The 15,736-nt window shown below is 54.5% G+C and carries 18 protein-coding genes; 8 read left to right on the forward strand and 10 right to left on the reverse strand.

The features are described 5' to 3' along the window. The first annotated feature begins 36 nt into the window (after window positions 1-36). From chbA to chbG, 4 genes are all read left to right on the forward strand, one after another. The gene (gene chbA, locus AOY23_RS07020) at window positions 37-384 is read left to right on the forward strand and encodes a PTS N,N'-diacetylchitobiose transporter subunit IIA (protein ID WP_054178516.1); all 348 of its coding nucleotides are present in this window, start codon (window positions 37-39) and stop codon (window positions 382-384) included. A gap of 16 nt (window positions 385-400) precedes the next feature. Continuing rightward, window positions 401-1,240: a transcriptional regulator ChbR gene (gene chbR, locus AOY23_RS07025; protein WP_072170942.1), complete on the forward strand. Its 840-nt coding sequence runs from the start codon at window positions 401-403 to the stop codon at window positions 1,238-1,240. A 107-nt stretch (window positions 1,241-1,347) separates the two neighbouring features. Then, on the forward strand, window positions 1,348-2,694 hold the full coding sequence (locus tag AOY23_RS07030) for a 6-phospho-beta-glucosidase (RefSeq protein WP_054178514.1): 1,347 nt from the start codon (window positions 1,348-1,350) through the stop codon (window positions 2,692-2,694). Window positions 2,695-2,705: 11 nt separating this feature from the next. Further along, window positions 2,706-3,464 (forward strand): chitin disaccharide deacetylase, encoded by a 759-nt coding sequence (chbG, locus tag AOY23_RS07035; protein ID WP_054178513.1) that lies wholly within the window; start codon window positions 2,706-2,708, stop codon window positions 3,462-3,464. 36 nt (window positions 3,465-3,500) lie between these two features. Here chbG and katE read toward each other — a convergent pair whose 3' ends face one another. Then, window positions 3,501-5,759 (reverse strand): catalase HPII, encoded by a 2,259-nt coding sequence (katE, locus tag AOY23_RS07040; protein ID WP_054178512.1) that lies wholly within the window; start codon window positions 5,757-5,759, stop codon window positions 3,501-3,503. A gap of 144 nt (window positions 5,760-5,903) precedes the next feature. Between katE and cedA the strand changes: the two genes are divergently transcribed. Next, the gene (cedA, locus tag AOY23_RS07045; RefSeq protein ID WP_072170943.1) at window positions 5,904-6,161 is read left to right on the forward strand and encodes a cell division activator CedA; all 258 of its coding nucleotides are present in this window, start codon (window positions 5,904-5,906) and stop codon (window positions 6,159-6,161) included. A gap of 58 nt (window positions 6,162-6,219) precedes the next feature. Here the strand turns inward: cedA and AOY23_RS07050 are convergent, their stop codons facing one another. The 3 genes from AOY23_RS07050 to hxpB form a co-directional block, all read right to left on the reverse strand. Beyond that, the gene (locus AOY23_RS07050) at window positions 6,220-7,611 is read right to left on the reverse strand and encodes an L-cystine transporter (protein ID WP_054178510.1); all 1,392 of its coding nucleotides are present in this window, start codon (window positions 7,609-7,611) and stop codon (window positions 6,220-6,222) included. 131 nt (window positions 7,612-7,742) lie between these two features. Further along, window positions 7,743-8,333, reverse strand: a complete 591-nt coding sequence (locus tag AOY23_RS07055) for a metal-dependent hydrolase (protein ID WP_054178509.1) — start codon at window positions 8,331-8,333, stop codon at window positions 7,743-7,745. Window positions 8,334-8,468: 135 nt separating this feature from the next. Beyond that, the gene (gene hxpB / locus AOY23_RS07060; protein WP_054178508.1) at window positions 8,469-9,137 is read right to left on the reverse strand and encodes a hexitol phosphatase HxpB; all 669 of its coding nucleotides are present in this window, start codon (window positions 9,135-9,137) and stop codon (window positions 8,469-8,471) included. Between the two features lie 167 nt (window positions 9,138-9,304). On the opposite strand from hxpB, the gene AOY23_RS07065 reads away from it, so the two are divergent. Further along, on the forward strand, window positions 9,305-9,841 hold the full coding sequence (locus tag AOY23_RS07065; RefSeq protein ID WP_054178507.1) for a YniB family protein: 537 nt from the start codon (window positions 9,305-9,307) through the stop codon (window positions 9,839-9,841). Window positions 9,842-9,876: 35 nt separating this feature from the next. Here AOY23_RS07065 and yciA read toward each other — a convergent pair whose 3' ends face one another. The 4 genes from yciA to AOY23_RS07085 are packed head-to-tail and all read right to left on the reverse strand — an operon-like array spanning window position 9,877 to window position 12,035. Beyond that, entirely contained in the window at window positions 9,877-10,275 is a 399-nt protein-coding gene (gene yciA / locus AOY23_RS07070) for an acyl-CoA thioester hydrolase YciA (RefSeq protein WP_054178506.1), read from the reverse strand. After that, entirely contained in the window at window positions 10,275-10,811 is a 537-nt protein-coding gene (locus AOY23_RS07075; RefSeq protein WP_054178505.1) for a septation protein A, read from the reverse strand. Before AOY23_RS07075 ends, yciA begins: the two co-directional genes overlap by 1 nt. A 51-nt stretch (window positions 10,812-10,862) precedes the next feature. Next, entirely contained in the window at window positions 10,863-11,606 is a 744-nt protein-coding gene (locus tag AOY23_RS07080) for a YciC family protein (protein WP_054178504.1), read from the reverse strand. A 24-nt stretch (window positions 11,607-11,630) separates the two neighbouring features. Next, window positions 11,631-12,035, reverse strand: coding sequence for a YkgJ family cysteine cluster protein (locus AOY23_RS07085; RefSeq protein ID WP_054178503.1), 405 nt, complete (start codon window positions 12,033-12,035; stop codon window positions 11,631-11,633). Between the two features lie 278 nt (window positions 12,036-12,313). Here AOY23_RS07085 and ompW point away from each other — a divergent pair, with 278 nt between their 5' ends. Then, on the forward strand, window positions 12,314-12,952 hold the full coding sequence (ompW, locus tag AOY23_RS07090) for an outer membrane protein OmpW (RefSeq protein WP_054178502.1): 639 nt from the start codon (window positions 12,314-12,316) through the stop codon (window positions 12,950-12,952). 410 nt (window positions 12,953-13,362) lie between these two features. Further along, window positions 13,363-13,548: a hypothetical protein gene (locus tag AOY23_RS07095; RefSeq protein ID WP_152958465.1), complete on the forward strand. Its 186-nt coding sequence runs from the start codon at window positions 13,363-13,365 to the stop codon at window positions 13,546-13,548. A 177-nt stretch (window positions 13,549-13,725) separates the two neighbouring features. Here AOY23_RS07095 and trpA read toward each other — a convergent pair whose 3' ends face one another. Further along, entirely contained in the window at window positions 13,726-14,535 is an 810-nt protein-coding gene (gene trpA / locus AOY23_RS07100) for a tryptophan synthase subunit alpha (protein ID WP_054178500.1), read from the reverse strand. Continuing rightward, a complete protein-coding gene (gene trpB / locus AOY23_RS07105; RefSeq protein WP_054178499.1) occupies window positions 14,535-15,728 on the reverse strand; it encodes a tryptophan synthase subunit beta in 1,194 nt (397 codons plus the stop codon). Before trpB ends, trpA begins: the two co-directional genes overlap by 1 nt. Between the last annotated feature and the right edge of the window lie 8 nt (window positions 15,729-15,736).

Raw genomic sequence — 15,736 nt, forward strand, 5'->3', positions numbered from 1 at the left:
AGTCCTCCCACACCGTCAGTCAAAGAGGGAAAAGATATGTTGGATTTGGATCACATCACGGACGCAGAAACCCCGGAAAATGACCTTGAAGAGGTCGTCATGGGGCTGATTATTAACTCAGGGCAGGCGCGCAGCCTCGCCTACACCGCGCTGAAGCAGGCAAAGCAGGGCGATTTCGACGCCGCGAAAGCGACGATGGAGCAGTCTCGCGTGGCACTCAGTGAAGCCCACCGTGTGCAGACTCAGCTGATTGAGAGCGACGAAGGCGAAGGCAAAATGAAGGTCAGCCTGGTGCTGGTTCATGCGCAGGATCACCTTATGACGTCAATGCTGGCGCGTGAGCTGGTCGCTGAATTGATTGAACTGCACGAGAAGGTACAATAACAGGCAATCAACGACGATGAGGCAACCGAAGATGATGACCATGGAAATCAGCACCGCCAGAGAACAACAGCTTTTCAACGGTAAAAATTTTCACGTCGTTATCTACAACAAGACGGAGAGTGCCGGCGGTTTGCATCAGCATGACTACTATGAATTCACCATAGTGTTAACCGGTCGCTATTATCAGGAGATCAATGGCAAGCGGGTCCTGCTGGAGCGCGGTGATTTTGTGTTTATCCCGATGGGCTCGTATCACCAGAGTTTTTACGACTTTGGCGCTACGCGAATTCTCAATGTCGGGATCAGCAAACGCTTCTTTGAAACGCATTACCAGCCTCTGCTGCCTTCTGTCCTTGTCGCATCGCAGTTGTATTCTGTTAAAAATACCTTTCTCAGCTATATCGAATCAGTGGTTGCGTCATTAAATTTCCGCGAAACGGAATTTGATGAATTTATTGAACTGGTCTCTTTTTATGTGATTAACCGTTTACGGCATTATCGCGAAGAGCCGGTTCAGGACGTCACACCGCAGTGGTTAAAAACCACTGTCGAGGAGATGCACGATAAACTCAAGTTTGGTGAAAATGCGCTGGAAATGATGGTTGGCCTTTCAGGTAAATCGCAGGAATATTTAACCCGGGCCACGCAGCGTTATTATGGCAAAACGCCGATGCAGATTATTAACGATATCCGCATCAACTTTGCTAAAAAGCAACTTGAGATTACCAACTACTCGGTGACGGATATTGCTTATGAGTCAGGTTACAGCAGCCCCAGTCTTTTTATTAAGACGTTCAAGAAACTGACTTCATTAACGCCCAGCAATTACCGTCGGCAACTTACCGTAATAAATTAACGCTTAGCGGACGATATTTCCGCAGCAATTGATTACTGAATTTACCTGTCCGTGCTGAGCGTGGAGAGTCGCCCTCGCTCAGCCTGGAGAATCCTAGGGAGAAAGTTATGAGTCAGAAATTGAAGGTCGTTACGATTGGTGGTGGCAGCAGCTATACTCCAGAACTGCTTGAGGGTTTCCTGAAACGTTATCACGAACTGCCGGTCAGCGAATTGTGGCTGGTTGATGTTGAAGACGGGCAAGAGAAACTTGATATCATTCATGCGCTTTGTCTGCGGATGGTCGAAAAAGCTGGCGTACCGATGAAGGTATTCAAGACGCTGGATCGCCGTCAGGCGCTGGAAGGGGCTGATTTCGTGACCACGCAATTGCGTGTCGGCCAGCTTGATGCGCGTGAGAAAGATGAGCGTATCCCCCTCAGCCACGGTTATCTCGGTCAGGAAACCAACGGCGCGGCCGGTCTGTTCAAAGGGCTGCGCACCATTCCGGTAATTTTCGACATCATTAAAGATGTTCAGGAAATCTGCCCGAACGCGTGGGTGATCAACTTCACCAACCCGGCTGGTATGGTCACGGAAGCGGTATACCGTCACACTGATTTCAAACGTTTTATTGGCGTCTGCAACATTCCGGTCGGTATGAAGATGTTTGTTACCGATGTGCTGAAGCTGATCGAAAAAGACGACCTGTCACTTGACCTGTTCGGTCTCAACCACATGGTGTTCCTGCGCGATGTGCTGGTGAACGGCAAGTCACGCTTTGCCGAACTGCTGGACGGCGTAGCCTCCGGCAAGCTGACGGCGAACTCCGTGAAGAATATTTTCGATCTGCCGTTCAGCGAAGGGCTGATCCGCTCGCTGAATCTGCTGCCATGCTCGTACCTGCTGTACTACTTCAAGCAGAAAGAGATGCTGGCGATTGAAATGGGTGAGTACTACAAAGGCGGCGCGCGTGCGCAGGTGGTGAAGAAGGTCGAGAAACAGCTGTTCGAGCTGTATAAAGATCCTGACCTTAACGTCAAGCCGAAGGAACTGGAACTGCGCGGCGGGGCCTATTACTCTGACGCGGCCTGCGAAGTGATCAACGCGATTTACAACGACAAGCAGACCGAACACTACGTTAACATTCCGCATCATGGCCATATCGATAATATTCCGGCGGACTGGGCGGTAGAAATGACGGCAATCCTTGGCCGCGACGGCGCGAAACCGCATGCCCGCATTACGCACTTTGATGAGAAAGTGTTAGGTCTGATTTACACCATCAAGGGCTTTGAAGTGGCGGCGAGCCAGGCGGCGCTCAGCGGTGAGTTTAACGATGTGCTGCTGGCGCTCAACCTGAGTCCGCTCGTTCACTCTGATCGCGACGCAGAAGTTCTGGCGCGCGAACTGATCCTCGCCCATGAGAAGTGGCTGCCGAACTTTGCGACCACCATCGAAAAACTGAAGCCGTAACGGGAGTGCAGATGGAACGTGTTTTAATCGTCAATGCCGATGATTTTGGCCTCAGCAAAGGTCAGAACTATGGGATCGTCGAGGCCTGCAAACACGGTATTGTCACCTCAACCACCGCGCTGGTGAACGGCGCGGCGATTGAACATGCCGCGCAACTGAGCCGCGCTCTGCCGGAACTGGCGGTCGGGATGCACTTCGTGTTAACCCTCGGCCAGCCGCTGTCCTCCATGCCATCGCTGACCCGCGACGGCACGCTGGGAAAATGGATCTGGGAGATGGCGGAAGCCGACACGCTGCCGCTGGACGAGATTGCCCGTGAGCTGGACTGTCAGTATCACCGGTTTGTTGACCTGTTTGGTTATGAGCCGACGCATCTCGACAGCCATCATCACGTGCATATGATCCCGCAGATTTTTCCGATCGTGGCGGCGTATGCGAAAGCGAAAGGTGTGGCGTTACGCGTTGACAGAGGGCTGGCGGCCTTACACCAGCTTGATACCGACGGTATCCGCAGCAGCGACGGTTTCACCAGTGAATTTTATGGCGACGCCATCAGTGAGGCGTTGTTCCTTGAGACACTGGAGAAATCCGCCGCCCGCGGGGAACGCTCGCTTGAGGTGATGTGCCATCCGGCCTTTGTTGACAATACCATCATGGGTAGCGCCTACTGCTATCCGCGCCTCGCGGAGCTGGACGTGCTGACGTCGGCCTCGCTGAAACAGGCGGTGAGCGGAAAAGGCTATCGCCCCGGCACTTACCGGGACGTATAACACTGGCCCGGCCGCCTTGCGCGCGCCGGGCTTTTTTTACGCCGGAATCGACGGAATTTTAGCTGAACGCGACCACACCCGATGCGCCGCCATCAGCGTCAACAGGTCGTCCACCGTCTGCGTGGACACGGCATCGTCTTCGACAATCCCTTCTTCGCCCTGCGCACTGACATTCAGGATCTCCTTAAACTGCCGCGCATCGCCCGCCAGCACGATGGGTTTCAGGTGCTTGTAGGCTTCCAGCAGATAATACTGCGCATCACCGTTGTGGCGAATGCTGTCGATATCACCGCCAGGCACGATGACCGCATCAACGGTCAGGGAAGGGGAACCGGCAAACGTCGCCGCGATGGGGAGCGCTGAACCGTCATCCGCCGTCACTTCGCCCATGCGTGCGTACAGCAGCTTCGCGTGCACGCCTGCGGCTTTCAGCCCGGTCAGAAGCGTCAGCACATCGGCGGAGGCCACGCGATCATTGAGCAGCACCGCGACCACCCGGCCTTTCACCGTCCCGCCCGGAATGGCGTACAGGCTCAGCATTGGATCTTTATTAACGCCACTGACGTCCGGCGGCGGCATAATGCGCTGCTGTTCGTCGGTGAGGTCGATGCCCAGATTGCCCGCCACCGCCTGCGCCAGCGTCAGGTCGATGTGCGCCAGTTGATCCACCACGCGCTCGCGAATATACGGACGACTGACTTTGCTCAGCTCAAAGCTGAAAGCGCCGACAATATGTTCCTGCTCCTGCGGTGTCTGGCTGTTCCAGAACAGGCGCGGATGGGAATAATATTCACCAAACGAGGGGCTACGCTCACGGATTTTATGCCCGTCCACGCGCTCCTGATACGTCTCAAAGCCGCCGCGTTTTGGCCCTGGCGGGGTTTCGCGCGGCCAGTTGTCGTTGATCGAGTTCGGCTCATAGTTTGCCGGATTGGTTTCGATATCCATCCGGTGCATGCCGTCACGCTGAAAATTGTGATACGGGCAGGTCGGGCGGTTGATGGGGATCTCATGGAAGTTCGGCCCACCGAGGCGGCTGATTTGCGTATCGGTGTACGAGAACAGACGCCCTTGTAACAGCGGATCGTTAGTGAAATCCAGTCCGGGAACGATGTGGCCCGGGTGGAACGCTGCCTGCTCGTTCTCAGAAAAGAAGTTGTCCGGGTTGCGGTTGAGCACCATTTTCCCGACCAATTGTACGGGGACCAGCGCTTCCGGGATCAGCTTGGTCGGGTCGAGCAGGTCGAAATCAAATTTGAATTCGTCCTCTTCCGGGATCAGCTGTAGCCCCAGTTCATATTCCGGGTAATCACCCGCTTCAATGGCCTCCCACAACTCGCGACGGTGAAAATCCGGGTCACGGCCAGTGAGTTTTTGCGATTCATCCCACAGCAGTGACGCTTTCCCGGCGATCGGTTTCCAGTGGAAGCGCACAAAAGTGGCTTTCCCGGCGGCATTGATCATGCGGAAGGTGTGAATACCGAAACCTTCCATGGTGCGATAGCTGCGCGGGATGCCGCGGTCGGACATCGCCCACATTACGTTATGCAGCGTCTCCGGTTGCAGCGAGACATAATCCCAGAAGGTGTCGTGGGCGCTTTGCCCTTGTGGCAGCGCCCAGTGCGGCTCCGGTTTCACTGCATGCACGAAGTCGGGGAACTTTAATGCATCCTGGATAAAAAAGATGGGCGTATTGTTACCGACTAAGTCAAAAATCCCTTCCTCGGTGTAGAACTTGGTGGCAAAGCCGCGAATATCGCGCACGGTATCTGCCGAGCCTGCACCGCCCTGAACGGTTGAAAAGCGAACGAAGACCGGGGTGATTTTATCCGGGTCGGAGAGGAAATCGGCCTTTGTGATGTCCGCGAGATTTTTATAGGGCTGAAAGTAACCGTGCGCGGCGGAACCGCGAGCATGCACGATACGCTCCGGGATGCGTTCATGGTCAAAATGGGTGATTTTCTCCCGCAGGATAAAGTCTTCCAGCAGCGTCGGGCCGCGGGTTCCTGCGCGCAGTGAGTTCTGATCGTCCGCGATGCGTACGCCCTGATTGGTGGTCAGCGGAAAGTTTTCGCTGCCTTTACGAAACGGCTCCAGGGAGTCCAGCTTCTTGTTGCGGGTATCCGGCGCTTTCAGGCTGCCTGAGGTGGTGGGTTGCTCCCCGGGTGCGCTCGGTTGCGGGGAAGGGCGATGCGATCCATCCTCCGGCGCCAGCGAATCAAGCCCCGGACGGGACTCACTGGAATCATGCACCGGTGATGTGTGTTGATGGGGGTTCTTGTCATTTTGTGACATTGCACTCGTCTCCTGTTTCCATTGCTGAAAATTGGTCGTTGTTGCACCAAAACCCTTCTAACTATAGAACAAACGAGCGGGCGCTCCTTACGAAGCGGGACAGGATCGGCTATCATAAAGGTTTATGTTTGCCGTATCTGCATTATGAATTCGTCAATTATGAAACCGTATCGCCAGCAAAACCGACGCATCATCAGCTATGTACCACGCGTAGAACCCGCACCGCCCGATCATGCGCTTAAAGTCGACGGGTTCCGTGATGTCTGGCTGTTACGCGGGAAATACGTTGCCTTTGTAATGATGGGCGACAGCTTTTGCCGGTCGCAGGCGTTCAGCGGGCCGGAAGCGGCACAGCGCTGGGCGTTACAGATGCGACAGGAAGGCGAGATAGGCGAGGCGTAAGGACGTTTTTCAGTTATTTCTGATGAAAAAAAATCGCCCGAAGGCGATTTTTTGTTTTTTAGCGATGCGCCAGCTCGGCGTCATCTTCACTGTCGAGGATGGTTTTATCCGTCTGACGCAACCACTGGCTGGTCAGCGTGCCCGCCGTCATTGAACCACTGACGTTCAGCGCGGTACGACCCATATCAATCAGCGGCTCCACGGAAATCAGCAGCGCGACCAGCGTCACCGGCAGGCCCATGGCTGGCAGGACGATCAGCGCGGCAAACGTTGCACCGCCACCGACACCGGCAACCCCGGCGGAGCTGACAGTCACAATACCGACCAGCGTGGCAATCCACAGCGGATCCAGCGGGTTAATCCCGACCGTCGGGGCAACCATCACCGCCAGCATCGCCGGGTAAAGCCCTGCACAGCCGTTCTGACCAATGGTCGCACCGAACGAGGCAGAGAAACTGGCGATCGACTCCGGCACGCCCAGACGACGGGTCTGCGCTTCCACGTTCAGCGGAATAGACGCAGCGCTGGAGCGGCTGGTGAAGGCAAAGGTCAGCACCGGCCAGACTTTACGGAAATACTTGAGCGGGCTGACGCCGTTCACACCCAGCAGAATGCCGTGGATCACGAACATAATGCCCAGGCCCAGATACGAGGCAATCACAAAGCTGCCCAGCTTGATGATGTCCTGCAGGTTGGAGCCCGCGACGACTTTGGTCATCAGCGCCAGTACGCCGTACGGCGTCAACTGCATCACCAGACGTACCAGTTTCATCACCCAGCCCTGCAGCGTGTCGATAGCGGTCAGGACGCGTTTGCCTTTGGCTTCGTCATCTTTCAGCAGCTTCAGCGCCGCGACGCCGAGGAAGGCGGAGAAAATCACCAGGCTGATAATGGACGTCGGGCTGGCGCCGGTCAGATCAGCAAACGGGTTTTTCGGTACGAAAGAGAGCAGCAACTGCGGCACGGTCAGATCAGCCAGTTTGCCAACATAGTTGCTCTGAATGGCGTTCAGACGCGCGGTTTCCGCGCTGCCCTGCACCAGACCTTCTGCGGTCAGACCGAACAGGTTGGTCACCAGCACACCGACCAGCGCGGCAATCAGCGTGGTAAACAGCAGCGTGCCGATGGTCAGGAAACTGATTTTACCCAGCTGAGAGGCGTTATGCAGACGGGCCACCGCGCTCAGAATCGAGGCGAAGACCAGCGGCATCACAATCATTTGCAGCAGTTGTACATAGCCGTTACCGACGATGTTGAACCACTGGATAGAGTCTTTCAGTACCGCACTGTCAGAACCATAAATCAGTTGCAGTGCCAGCCCAAAGACCACGCCGATCACCAGACCGACTAACACTTTTTTTGCCAGACTCCACTGTTTATGGCGGGTTTGCGCCAGAGCAAACAGCAAAACCACGAACACGAGAATGTTCGCGACTAATGGAAAGTTCATCCCGTTCTCCTGAATCACGTTAATGGTCGGCTTATCGGGGCCGACTCTGATGGCGCAAGAGTAACAGAAGTGTCACATGCCGCTTATATCCAAATGGAATGGAATATGTCAAAAGTGAAATTTTTGACTATTTATTGCCCGCTCTGGTGGTTTATAAATCGATCAAAGCTGGTTTGCAGGGAGTTAATCACCCCGGACGACCATCGCACCGCGCTATTCTCCGGTAGCGACTGCGGCATCCAGACGGCCCAGGCAAAGAACGCCATACAGAGCACGCGCTCAAGCTGATTACCTTTTTGCGGCACCAGAATCGGCAGGCGAAAGCGCCAGCGGCAGGGCCACAACAGCGGCACGCCCGCGGGGGTGATCATGTCAGCGACAATATGGCTGAGATAGCCCAGCACCATGCCCTGCAACGCATCCGCCGGAACAATCCAGCTGTCAGGCACTTTCAGGTAGAAGAGGGTCAGGGCGGCAAAGACGGCCAGCAGACTATGGGTGAATCCACGATGACCGAAGGCGCGTGCCACGGGTTTTGAGATCCAGCGTAAGCGCTGGCCGAGAAACGATTTGGGGTGGTCGATGTCCGGTAACAGACAGGTCAGCACCGCCGACGGAACAATATGCCACCAGTCGCCCTGCGCCAGCACAGGCGTCAGCGCAGCATTTTTGGCAAATACCGCACTGGCAATGGAAAATAGCAGGTGGCCTTCCGCCGTCATGGTCAAACCCGATGAAACTGTCGATTCATCCAGTATAGGGTTTTTATACAGTATCCGGAAGTGGTGACGTTGTAACTCTTTGTCACAATCCACGCAAAATAAGGGGCGGGCAGTGAAACGCTGCCCGCGAGGTAATTAACCGCGCAAATCCTGAATCGTCAGCTGTTGCAGACTGCTCAGTTTGACGTCGGCCAGGATGTAGCGGGGATCCTGACGGTGCTCGTTGTCCGGCACCACAATTGAACGCATGCGCGCCGCTTTACTGGCAATCATGCCATTAACGGAGTCCTCCAGCGCCACGCAGCACAGCGGGTCAACACCCAGCTTCGCCGCACAGTCGATGTACACCTGCGGATGGGGCTTGCTGTAGGGCAGCGCTTCCGCCGACGCCAGCGCGTCAAACTGTTCGCGCAGGTCAAACATGATGAGCACTTTTTCCAGCATGTGCAGCGGCGAGGCGGAAGCAAGGCCCACTTTGAGCCCGTTCGCTTTACACAGCGCTACCGCTTCGCGTACGCCTGGCAACAGCGGGCGCTCTTCTTCGACCAGTGAAATGGCGCGGTTGATAATGAGATCCGTCACTTCTGCGCGATCCGGGCCTACCCACGGCTGGTGGGCGTACCACAGATCAACGACCATATCGATGCGCAGACCCAGCGTGTCCGGCAGCTCGCCGCGACGCGAGATATCCACACCCAGACTTGCCATCACTTCCAGCTCAGCGCGATCCCACAAGGGTTCGGAATCAATCAGCAGTCCATCCATATCAAAAATAGCGGCAAGAATTTGACGCGGGGTCGGCATAACCACTTCTCCTGTAGAGTCATCGGGAAGAAAACATTGCCTTCATGGTAACGTATTTCCCCTGAAAGATCGGGCGAAAAATTTCAGCTACAGGTAGACTTAACTGCTGTAGCATGAGGGCGATTCGTTTTGCCAGACTGGAGCAGGATTTTTTACAAGGGGAAGTCATGACGTATCAACAAGCTGGACGTATCGCTGTACTCAAACGTATCGCAGGATGGGTGATTTTCATCCCGGCAGTGGTTTCCACGCTGATCTCCGTTTTAAAATTTATGTACGACCACAGTGAAAAACAGACCGGTATTGATGCCGTGATGCTGGATTTCGCCCATGTCATGATTGATATGATTCGCGTTAACACCCCGTTTCTTAACGTGTTCTGGTACAACTCACCGGTACCGGATTTTAAAAGCAGCCTCAATATCCTGTTCTGGATTATCTTTGCGCTGATGTTTGTCGGGCTGGCATTGCAGGCTTCCGGCGCACGCATGAGTCGTCAGGCGAAATTTATTCGCGAAGGGGTTGAGGATCAGCTGATTCTGGAAAAGGCGAAAGGGTCGGAAGGGTTATCCCGCGAGCAGATCGAATCCCGCATTGTTGTGCCGCATCACACGATGTTTCTGCAGTTCTTTCCGCTGTACATCATGCCGGTGATTTTCATTGTCGTCGGCTACTTCTTCTTTTCGTTGCTGGGCTTTATCTGAAAAGAGACCGGCCGCAGAGCGCGGCCGGGAAATATTTATAGCGCCGGTAACGGACGCGGTTTCCCGTCGTTGTCGACCGCTACGTAGATAAATAAGGCTTCTGTCGCTTTATAGCGCTGACCAATCGGTTCAGACGATACCTTCTTCACCCACACTTCAATGTTGATATTAATCGAGGTGTTGCCGCGTTTGACGCAGCGGGCGTAGCAGCACACCACATCACCCACCGCGACAGGGCGTAAGAAGGTCATGCCATCGACTCTGACGGTGACCACACGACCATGGGCAATCTCTTTCGCCATGATCGCGCCGCCGATGTCCATCTGCGACATCAGCCAGCCACCGAAGATATCGCCATTGGCGTTGGTGTCTGACGGCATTGCCAGAGTCCGCAGAACGAGTTCGCCCTGCGGCGCGTTAACGATATCGGTCATTATTGCTCATCCTGCGGCATGTGACGGTAGATGTAGACACCACTCAATAGCGTAAACACCAGCGTCAGCGCTGTCAGGCCGAAGACTTTGAAGTTTACCCAGATATTCTGCGGCAGCCAGAACGCGATATAAATATTCGCCAGCCCGCAGAGGATAAAGAACACCGCCCAGGCGATGTTAAGGCGTGACCACACGGCTTCCGGCAGGTTGATCTCTTTGCCCAGCATGCGCTGGATCAGCGGTTTTTTCATTATCCACTGGCTGATTAACAGCGCACCTGCGAACAGGGCGTAAATCACCGTCACTTTCCATTTAATAAATTCGTCGTTATGGAAGAACAGCGTCAGACCGCCAAACACCGCCACCAGCACGAAGGTGACGAGGGCCATTTTTTCGATTTTACGAAAGCGCACCCAGCTGTAAATCAGCACCACTGCGGTGGCGATGATCAGCGCTGTGGTGGCAGCATAGATGTCGTACATTTTGTAGAAAGCAAAAAATACGACTAACGGTAAAAAATCCAGAAACTGCTTCATACATCGGTTCCGTTATTCAGTCATGGCCCGGTAGCCGGGCCTGCAATAAGTTTAGTTGCGGATCAGCATATACAGGCGGAACAAATAGACAAGCAACACGGCGGAAATCAGGTTGCTCAATGTATTCACCACCACGGCACCGACATACGGCGTCAGAACGGCAAAGTCTGCGGCAAACAGCAGCAGCACGGTTTTTGCCAGCAACCAGGCGATCACCGCCGGAGCCACGAGGCGCATATTTGCCCACGCGAGGCGAATACTGTTACGCATCGACGAAATGACGCCCTGTTTGTCCTGCACCAGCATAACCGGCGCGAAGGCCAGTACGATGGCCATCAGCACGCCCGGCACCACCACCAGCATCACGCCCATCTGCACCAGGAACGTGGTGAGTAAAATCAGCAGGAACAGCTTCGGCAACACCGGCGCACTGGCACCAATCGCGCGAAGAGCGCTGACACGATGCCCGGCGGTAATAAGCTGAATAAGCAACATCACGCCGCCTGCCAGAATCGCATTACCCACCAGCCCGGAAAAGGTCGAGGCGGCTGACGCGCGCAGCAGGATTTGCTGCTGTTCCGGCGTCATGTTTCGCACCAGTTCGAACAGACCGACGCTGCCCTCAAGGTTATCGCCTTCGCGCAGGACAGCGAGTTGCTCTTCGCTGGGTGAAAACGCATGGCCAAGCACTACCGTGATAAATGCGCACAACAATGCAATCAGCAAAATCGTAACGAACTGATTACGAAAAAAATTACCCGTGTCACGGTAAACGGACTTCGCCGTGATAGACATGCACTCTCCTTGAGTATGCAGGTGTTAATGAGGCGGTGATTGTAACTCAGAAGAGGCCAGCGTGGCAGCATCAAGACCTGTATGGAAAGGCATATCTTTGTAAAGAGGAGGTAAGCCGTAACGGGCGCGCGCACGGTTACAGGCGTCATTCTCTTCGCCATTTTCACCGGACATCGCAAATTCCCGGCACGGTGATGGCCGGTTTTCATAAATGGAACAGCTGACGCTGACGCCTGGCTCACCGGACAGCGCAGCGCAACGGCTCTGCCGGTTGTTAGTGCCGCTCATGCAGCGCAGGAAAGGGGTCAGGGGTTCGGTCAGGGACGCAGGGACACAACCGCCCGCATCGTCGGCTTCAGCCCAGTAAAAGGAGACACGAAAATACGCACAACAGGCACCGCATGTCATGCACGGATTTAACTCGCTCATAACTCACCTGAAAAAAACGCATCATGAAAGATTGTCCTGGCTAACGTATGCCGCGGCGATTGCCACCGCAAGTGGGTAACGCAAAAATAACGCTGTACCAGTAAGGAAATCTTAAAATTGATATAGATAGGATTTCAATTATCAAATTGTGTTTTATAAAAATTAACCTGGATCAATGAAAGTTAAATCTAATCATTTATTGTGATCTGTGTTGGATCACACCTACTCAAAAATGAGTATATTTTCCGCGCAGGTAAAACCATAACGAGGGTAAGGATATGAAGAAATTAGCTGTGGCGGCATTGGTTTTAAGCACACTTTCTGCTGGCGGGGCATGGGCGCATGAAGAGGGGGAATTCTTTATTCGCGCAGGTAGTGCAACAGTTCGACCAACGGAAGGTTCGGATAACGTTCTCGGCGCGCTTGGCGAGTTCAATGTTAACAACAATACCCAACTGGGTTTAACCTTCACGTATATGGCAACGGAAAACATCGGCATTGAGTTGCTGGCTGCAACGCCGTTCCGCCATAAAGTCGGCACCGGCCCGACCGGTACTATCGCGACGGTACATCATCTGCCGCCAACCTTAATGGCGCAGTGGTACTTTGGTGATGCGAGCAGCCAGTGGCGTCCGTACGTGGGTGCAGGTATTAACTACACCATGTTCTTTGATGAAAATTTCAATGATACCGGCAAAGACGCCGGACTGAGCGACCTGAGTCTGGACAACTCCTGGGGCGCTGCGGGGCAGGTGGGGCTTGACTACCTCATCAACCGCGACTGGCTGTTGAACATGTCCGTCTGGTATATGGATATCGACACCGACGTGAAATTTAAAGCCGGTGGCGTGGATCAGTCCGTCAGCACGCGTCTGGATCCGTGGGTGTTTATGTTCTCTGCGGGTTACCGCTTCTAATCCCCTCCAGAAAAAATACTGCTGAACAACTGGCCCTCTGCGGCCAGTTGTTATTTTGTTATCCGCATCAGACGTCTTCTCCTTTCTTCGCCCCACCAGGATCAATTCTGTTACTTTTGCACCCCGTGTGACATTGCCTTCATGTTAATGACACAACATCAGGTTAACGTTATTGAACGATTCCGCATCGTGCCGGGGCAAACTCCGGCTCCCCTTATTTTATCTTAAATCGGTGAGGTGGTTTTGAATCAACAGCTTAGCTTTTTCCCGATACGTCATAGAGATGAGAAAAAATCAGGAAATATAAAATCAAATCACTACTGATTCGCGGTGTGCTGCGCTACGTTAGCCTCTCCCAATGGAAAGGAATAACAACTAAAAGGGTTTGATCAATCACTATGGCTGAATCTATGTTACTGAGCAGAATTGCATCCTGTAATTGCATTGCAAAACTTGAATTACTGCATACCCTGATTTGCAGGAATATCCCGGCGAAAGATCGCGGGCAGTATATTCTGGCGCTGAATACCCGCCACGATGAGCTGGCGAGCATCATCTATTACGAGCGAGATTATCTCGACCTCGAAACCTTCTGAGCAAAAAAAAGCCCGCACGATGTGCGGGCAAGTCATACTGGAAGCAATGTGAGCAATGTCGTACTGAATACCTGAGTGATTCGCTCAACTATTCAGTAATGAGAAAGATAATATTTCTCATCTAAGATATCAACCCCAACTTTATTGCGGGTGCTCACATCACTTACGCTACCGTCATCACGCCCGGGCGGTGGCGGCTTTCATGTTGCGAACAAACGCTTTCAGCTCATCCAGCATCGCCGGGTGATTGTTGACATTTTTCTCAATGATTTTCACGATCGCCGAGCCGGAAATCGCTCCGGCCGCACCCGCGGCAATGGCCGCGCTGACCTGATCCGGCGACGAAATCCCGAATCCCTGCAACGGCGGGGCCGCGTGATATTCGGTCAGTTTTTCCACCAGATGATGCAGCGGTAACGCCGCGCGATTCTCGGCCCCGGTAACACCGGCGCGCGACAGCAGGTAGGTATAGCCGCGACCGAAGGACGCTATCTGGCGCAGCAAATCGTCATCAGCATTCGGCGGGCAGATGAAAATCGGCGCAATATTATGACGCATCGCCGCCTGGCGAAACTCAGCGGATTCCTCCACCGGCACGTCGGCCACCAGCACCGAATCGACACCCACGCGGGCACACTCGGCGTAAAACGCATCAATACCCCGGTTAAACACCAGGTTGGCGTACATCAGCAGGCCAATCGGGATGGTCGGGTGTTTCTGGCGGATTGCCGCCAGTAGCTCAAAACACTGCGTCGGGGTAACGCCCGCCGCAAATGCGCGCAGGGTGGCGTTCTGAATCGTCGGGCCATCGGCCAGCGGATCAGAGAACGGAATACCCAGCTCCAGCGCGTCGGCCCCGGCTTCAATCAGTGCATCGATGATGTTCAGCGACTGCTCCGGGCCCGGATCGCCGAGCGTGACGAAGGGAACAAACGCGCCTTCCTTGCGGGCCTTCAGTTGTGCAAACAAAGTGTCATAGCGTTCCATCAGATTTCCCCTCGCGCTTTCAGAATATCGTGTACGGTAAAGATGTCTTTATCACCGCGACCGGACAGGTTCACCACCAGCAACTGCTCCTTCTGCGGATCGTCGCGCATCATTTTCAGCGCGTGCGCCAGTGCATGCGACGACTCCAGTGCCGGAATAATGCCTTCATGAAGGCTCAGGGCTTTGAACGCCTCCAGGGCTTCGTCATCGGTAATAGAGACATAATCCGCGCGACCGATGCTGTTAAGATACGCATGCTGCGGCCCGACGGACGGGAAATCGAGCCCGGCAGAGATGGAATAAGATTCTTCAATCTGGCCTTCATCGGTCTGCATCATCGGCGATTTCATGCCGAAGTAGATCCCCACGCGGCCGTGTTTCAGTGGTGCGCCATGCTCGCCAGTTTCGATACCGTGACCGGCAGGCTCCACGCCAATCAGCCCGACGGAGGTTTCGTTGATAAAGTCAGCGAACATGCCGATGGCGTTCGAGCCGCCGCCGACGCAGGCAATGACCGCATCCGGCAGCCGACCTTCTTTTTCCTGAATCTGCGCTTTGGTCTCTTCACCAATCATGCGCTGGAATTCACGTACGATGGTCGGGAACGGGTGCGGGCCTGCCGCGGTGCCGAGCATATAGTGCGCGTTTTCGTAGCTGCCGGACCAGTCGCGCAGCGCCTCGTTACAGGCATCTTTCAGCGTGGCGGAACCGCTGTGCACCGGGATCACTTCAGCGCCCATCAGACGCATACGGAAAACGTTCGGCGACTGACGTTCAACGTCTTTTGCACCCATATAAATGCGGCACTTCAGACCGAGCAGGGCGCTGGCGAGCGCTGAGGCCACGCCGTGCTGTCCGGCGCCGGTCTCGGCGATGATTTCGGTTTTACCCATCCGTTTCGCCAGCAACGCCTGTCCCAGCACCTGGTTGGTCTTATGTGCGCCGCCGTGGAGCAGATCTTCACGCTTCAGGTACAGCGTGGTGTTGGTGCCAGCCGTCAGGTTGCGGCATTTGGTCAGCGCGGTCGGACGACCGGCATAGTTTTTCAGCAGGTCGGTAAATTCCGCCTGAAACGCCGGATCTTTCTGCGCGCTGACAAACGCTTCTTCGAGCTGGCGCAGGGCAGGCATCAGGATTTGCGGCACATACATGCCGCCAAACTCGCCGAAATACGGGTTAAGTAAAGTGCTCATTATTGCTC

Source organism: Trabulsiella odontotermitis, assembly GCF_001297775.1.
Lineage (GTDB): Bacteria > Pseudomonadota > Gammaproteobacteria > Enterobacterales > Enterobacteriaceae > Trabulsiella > Trabulsiella odontotermitis.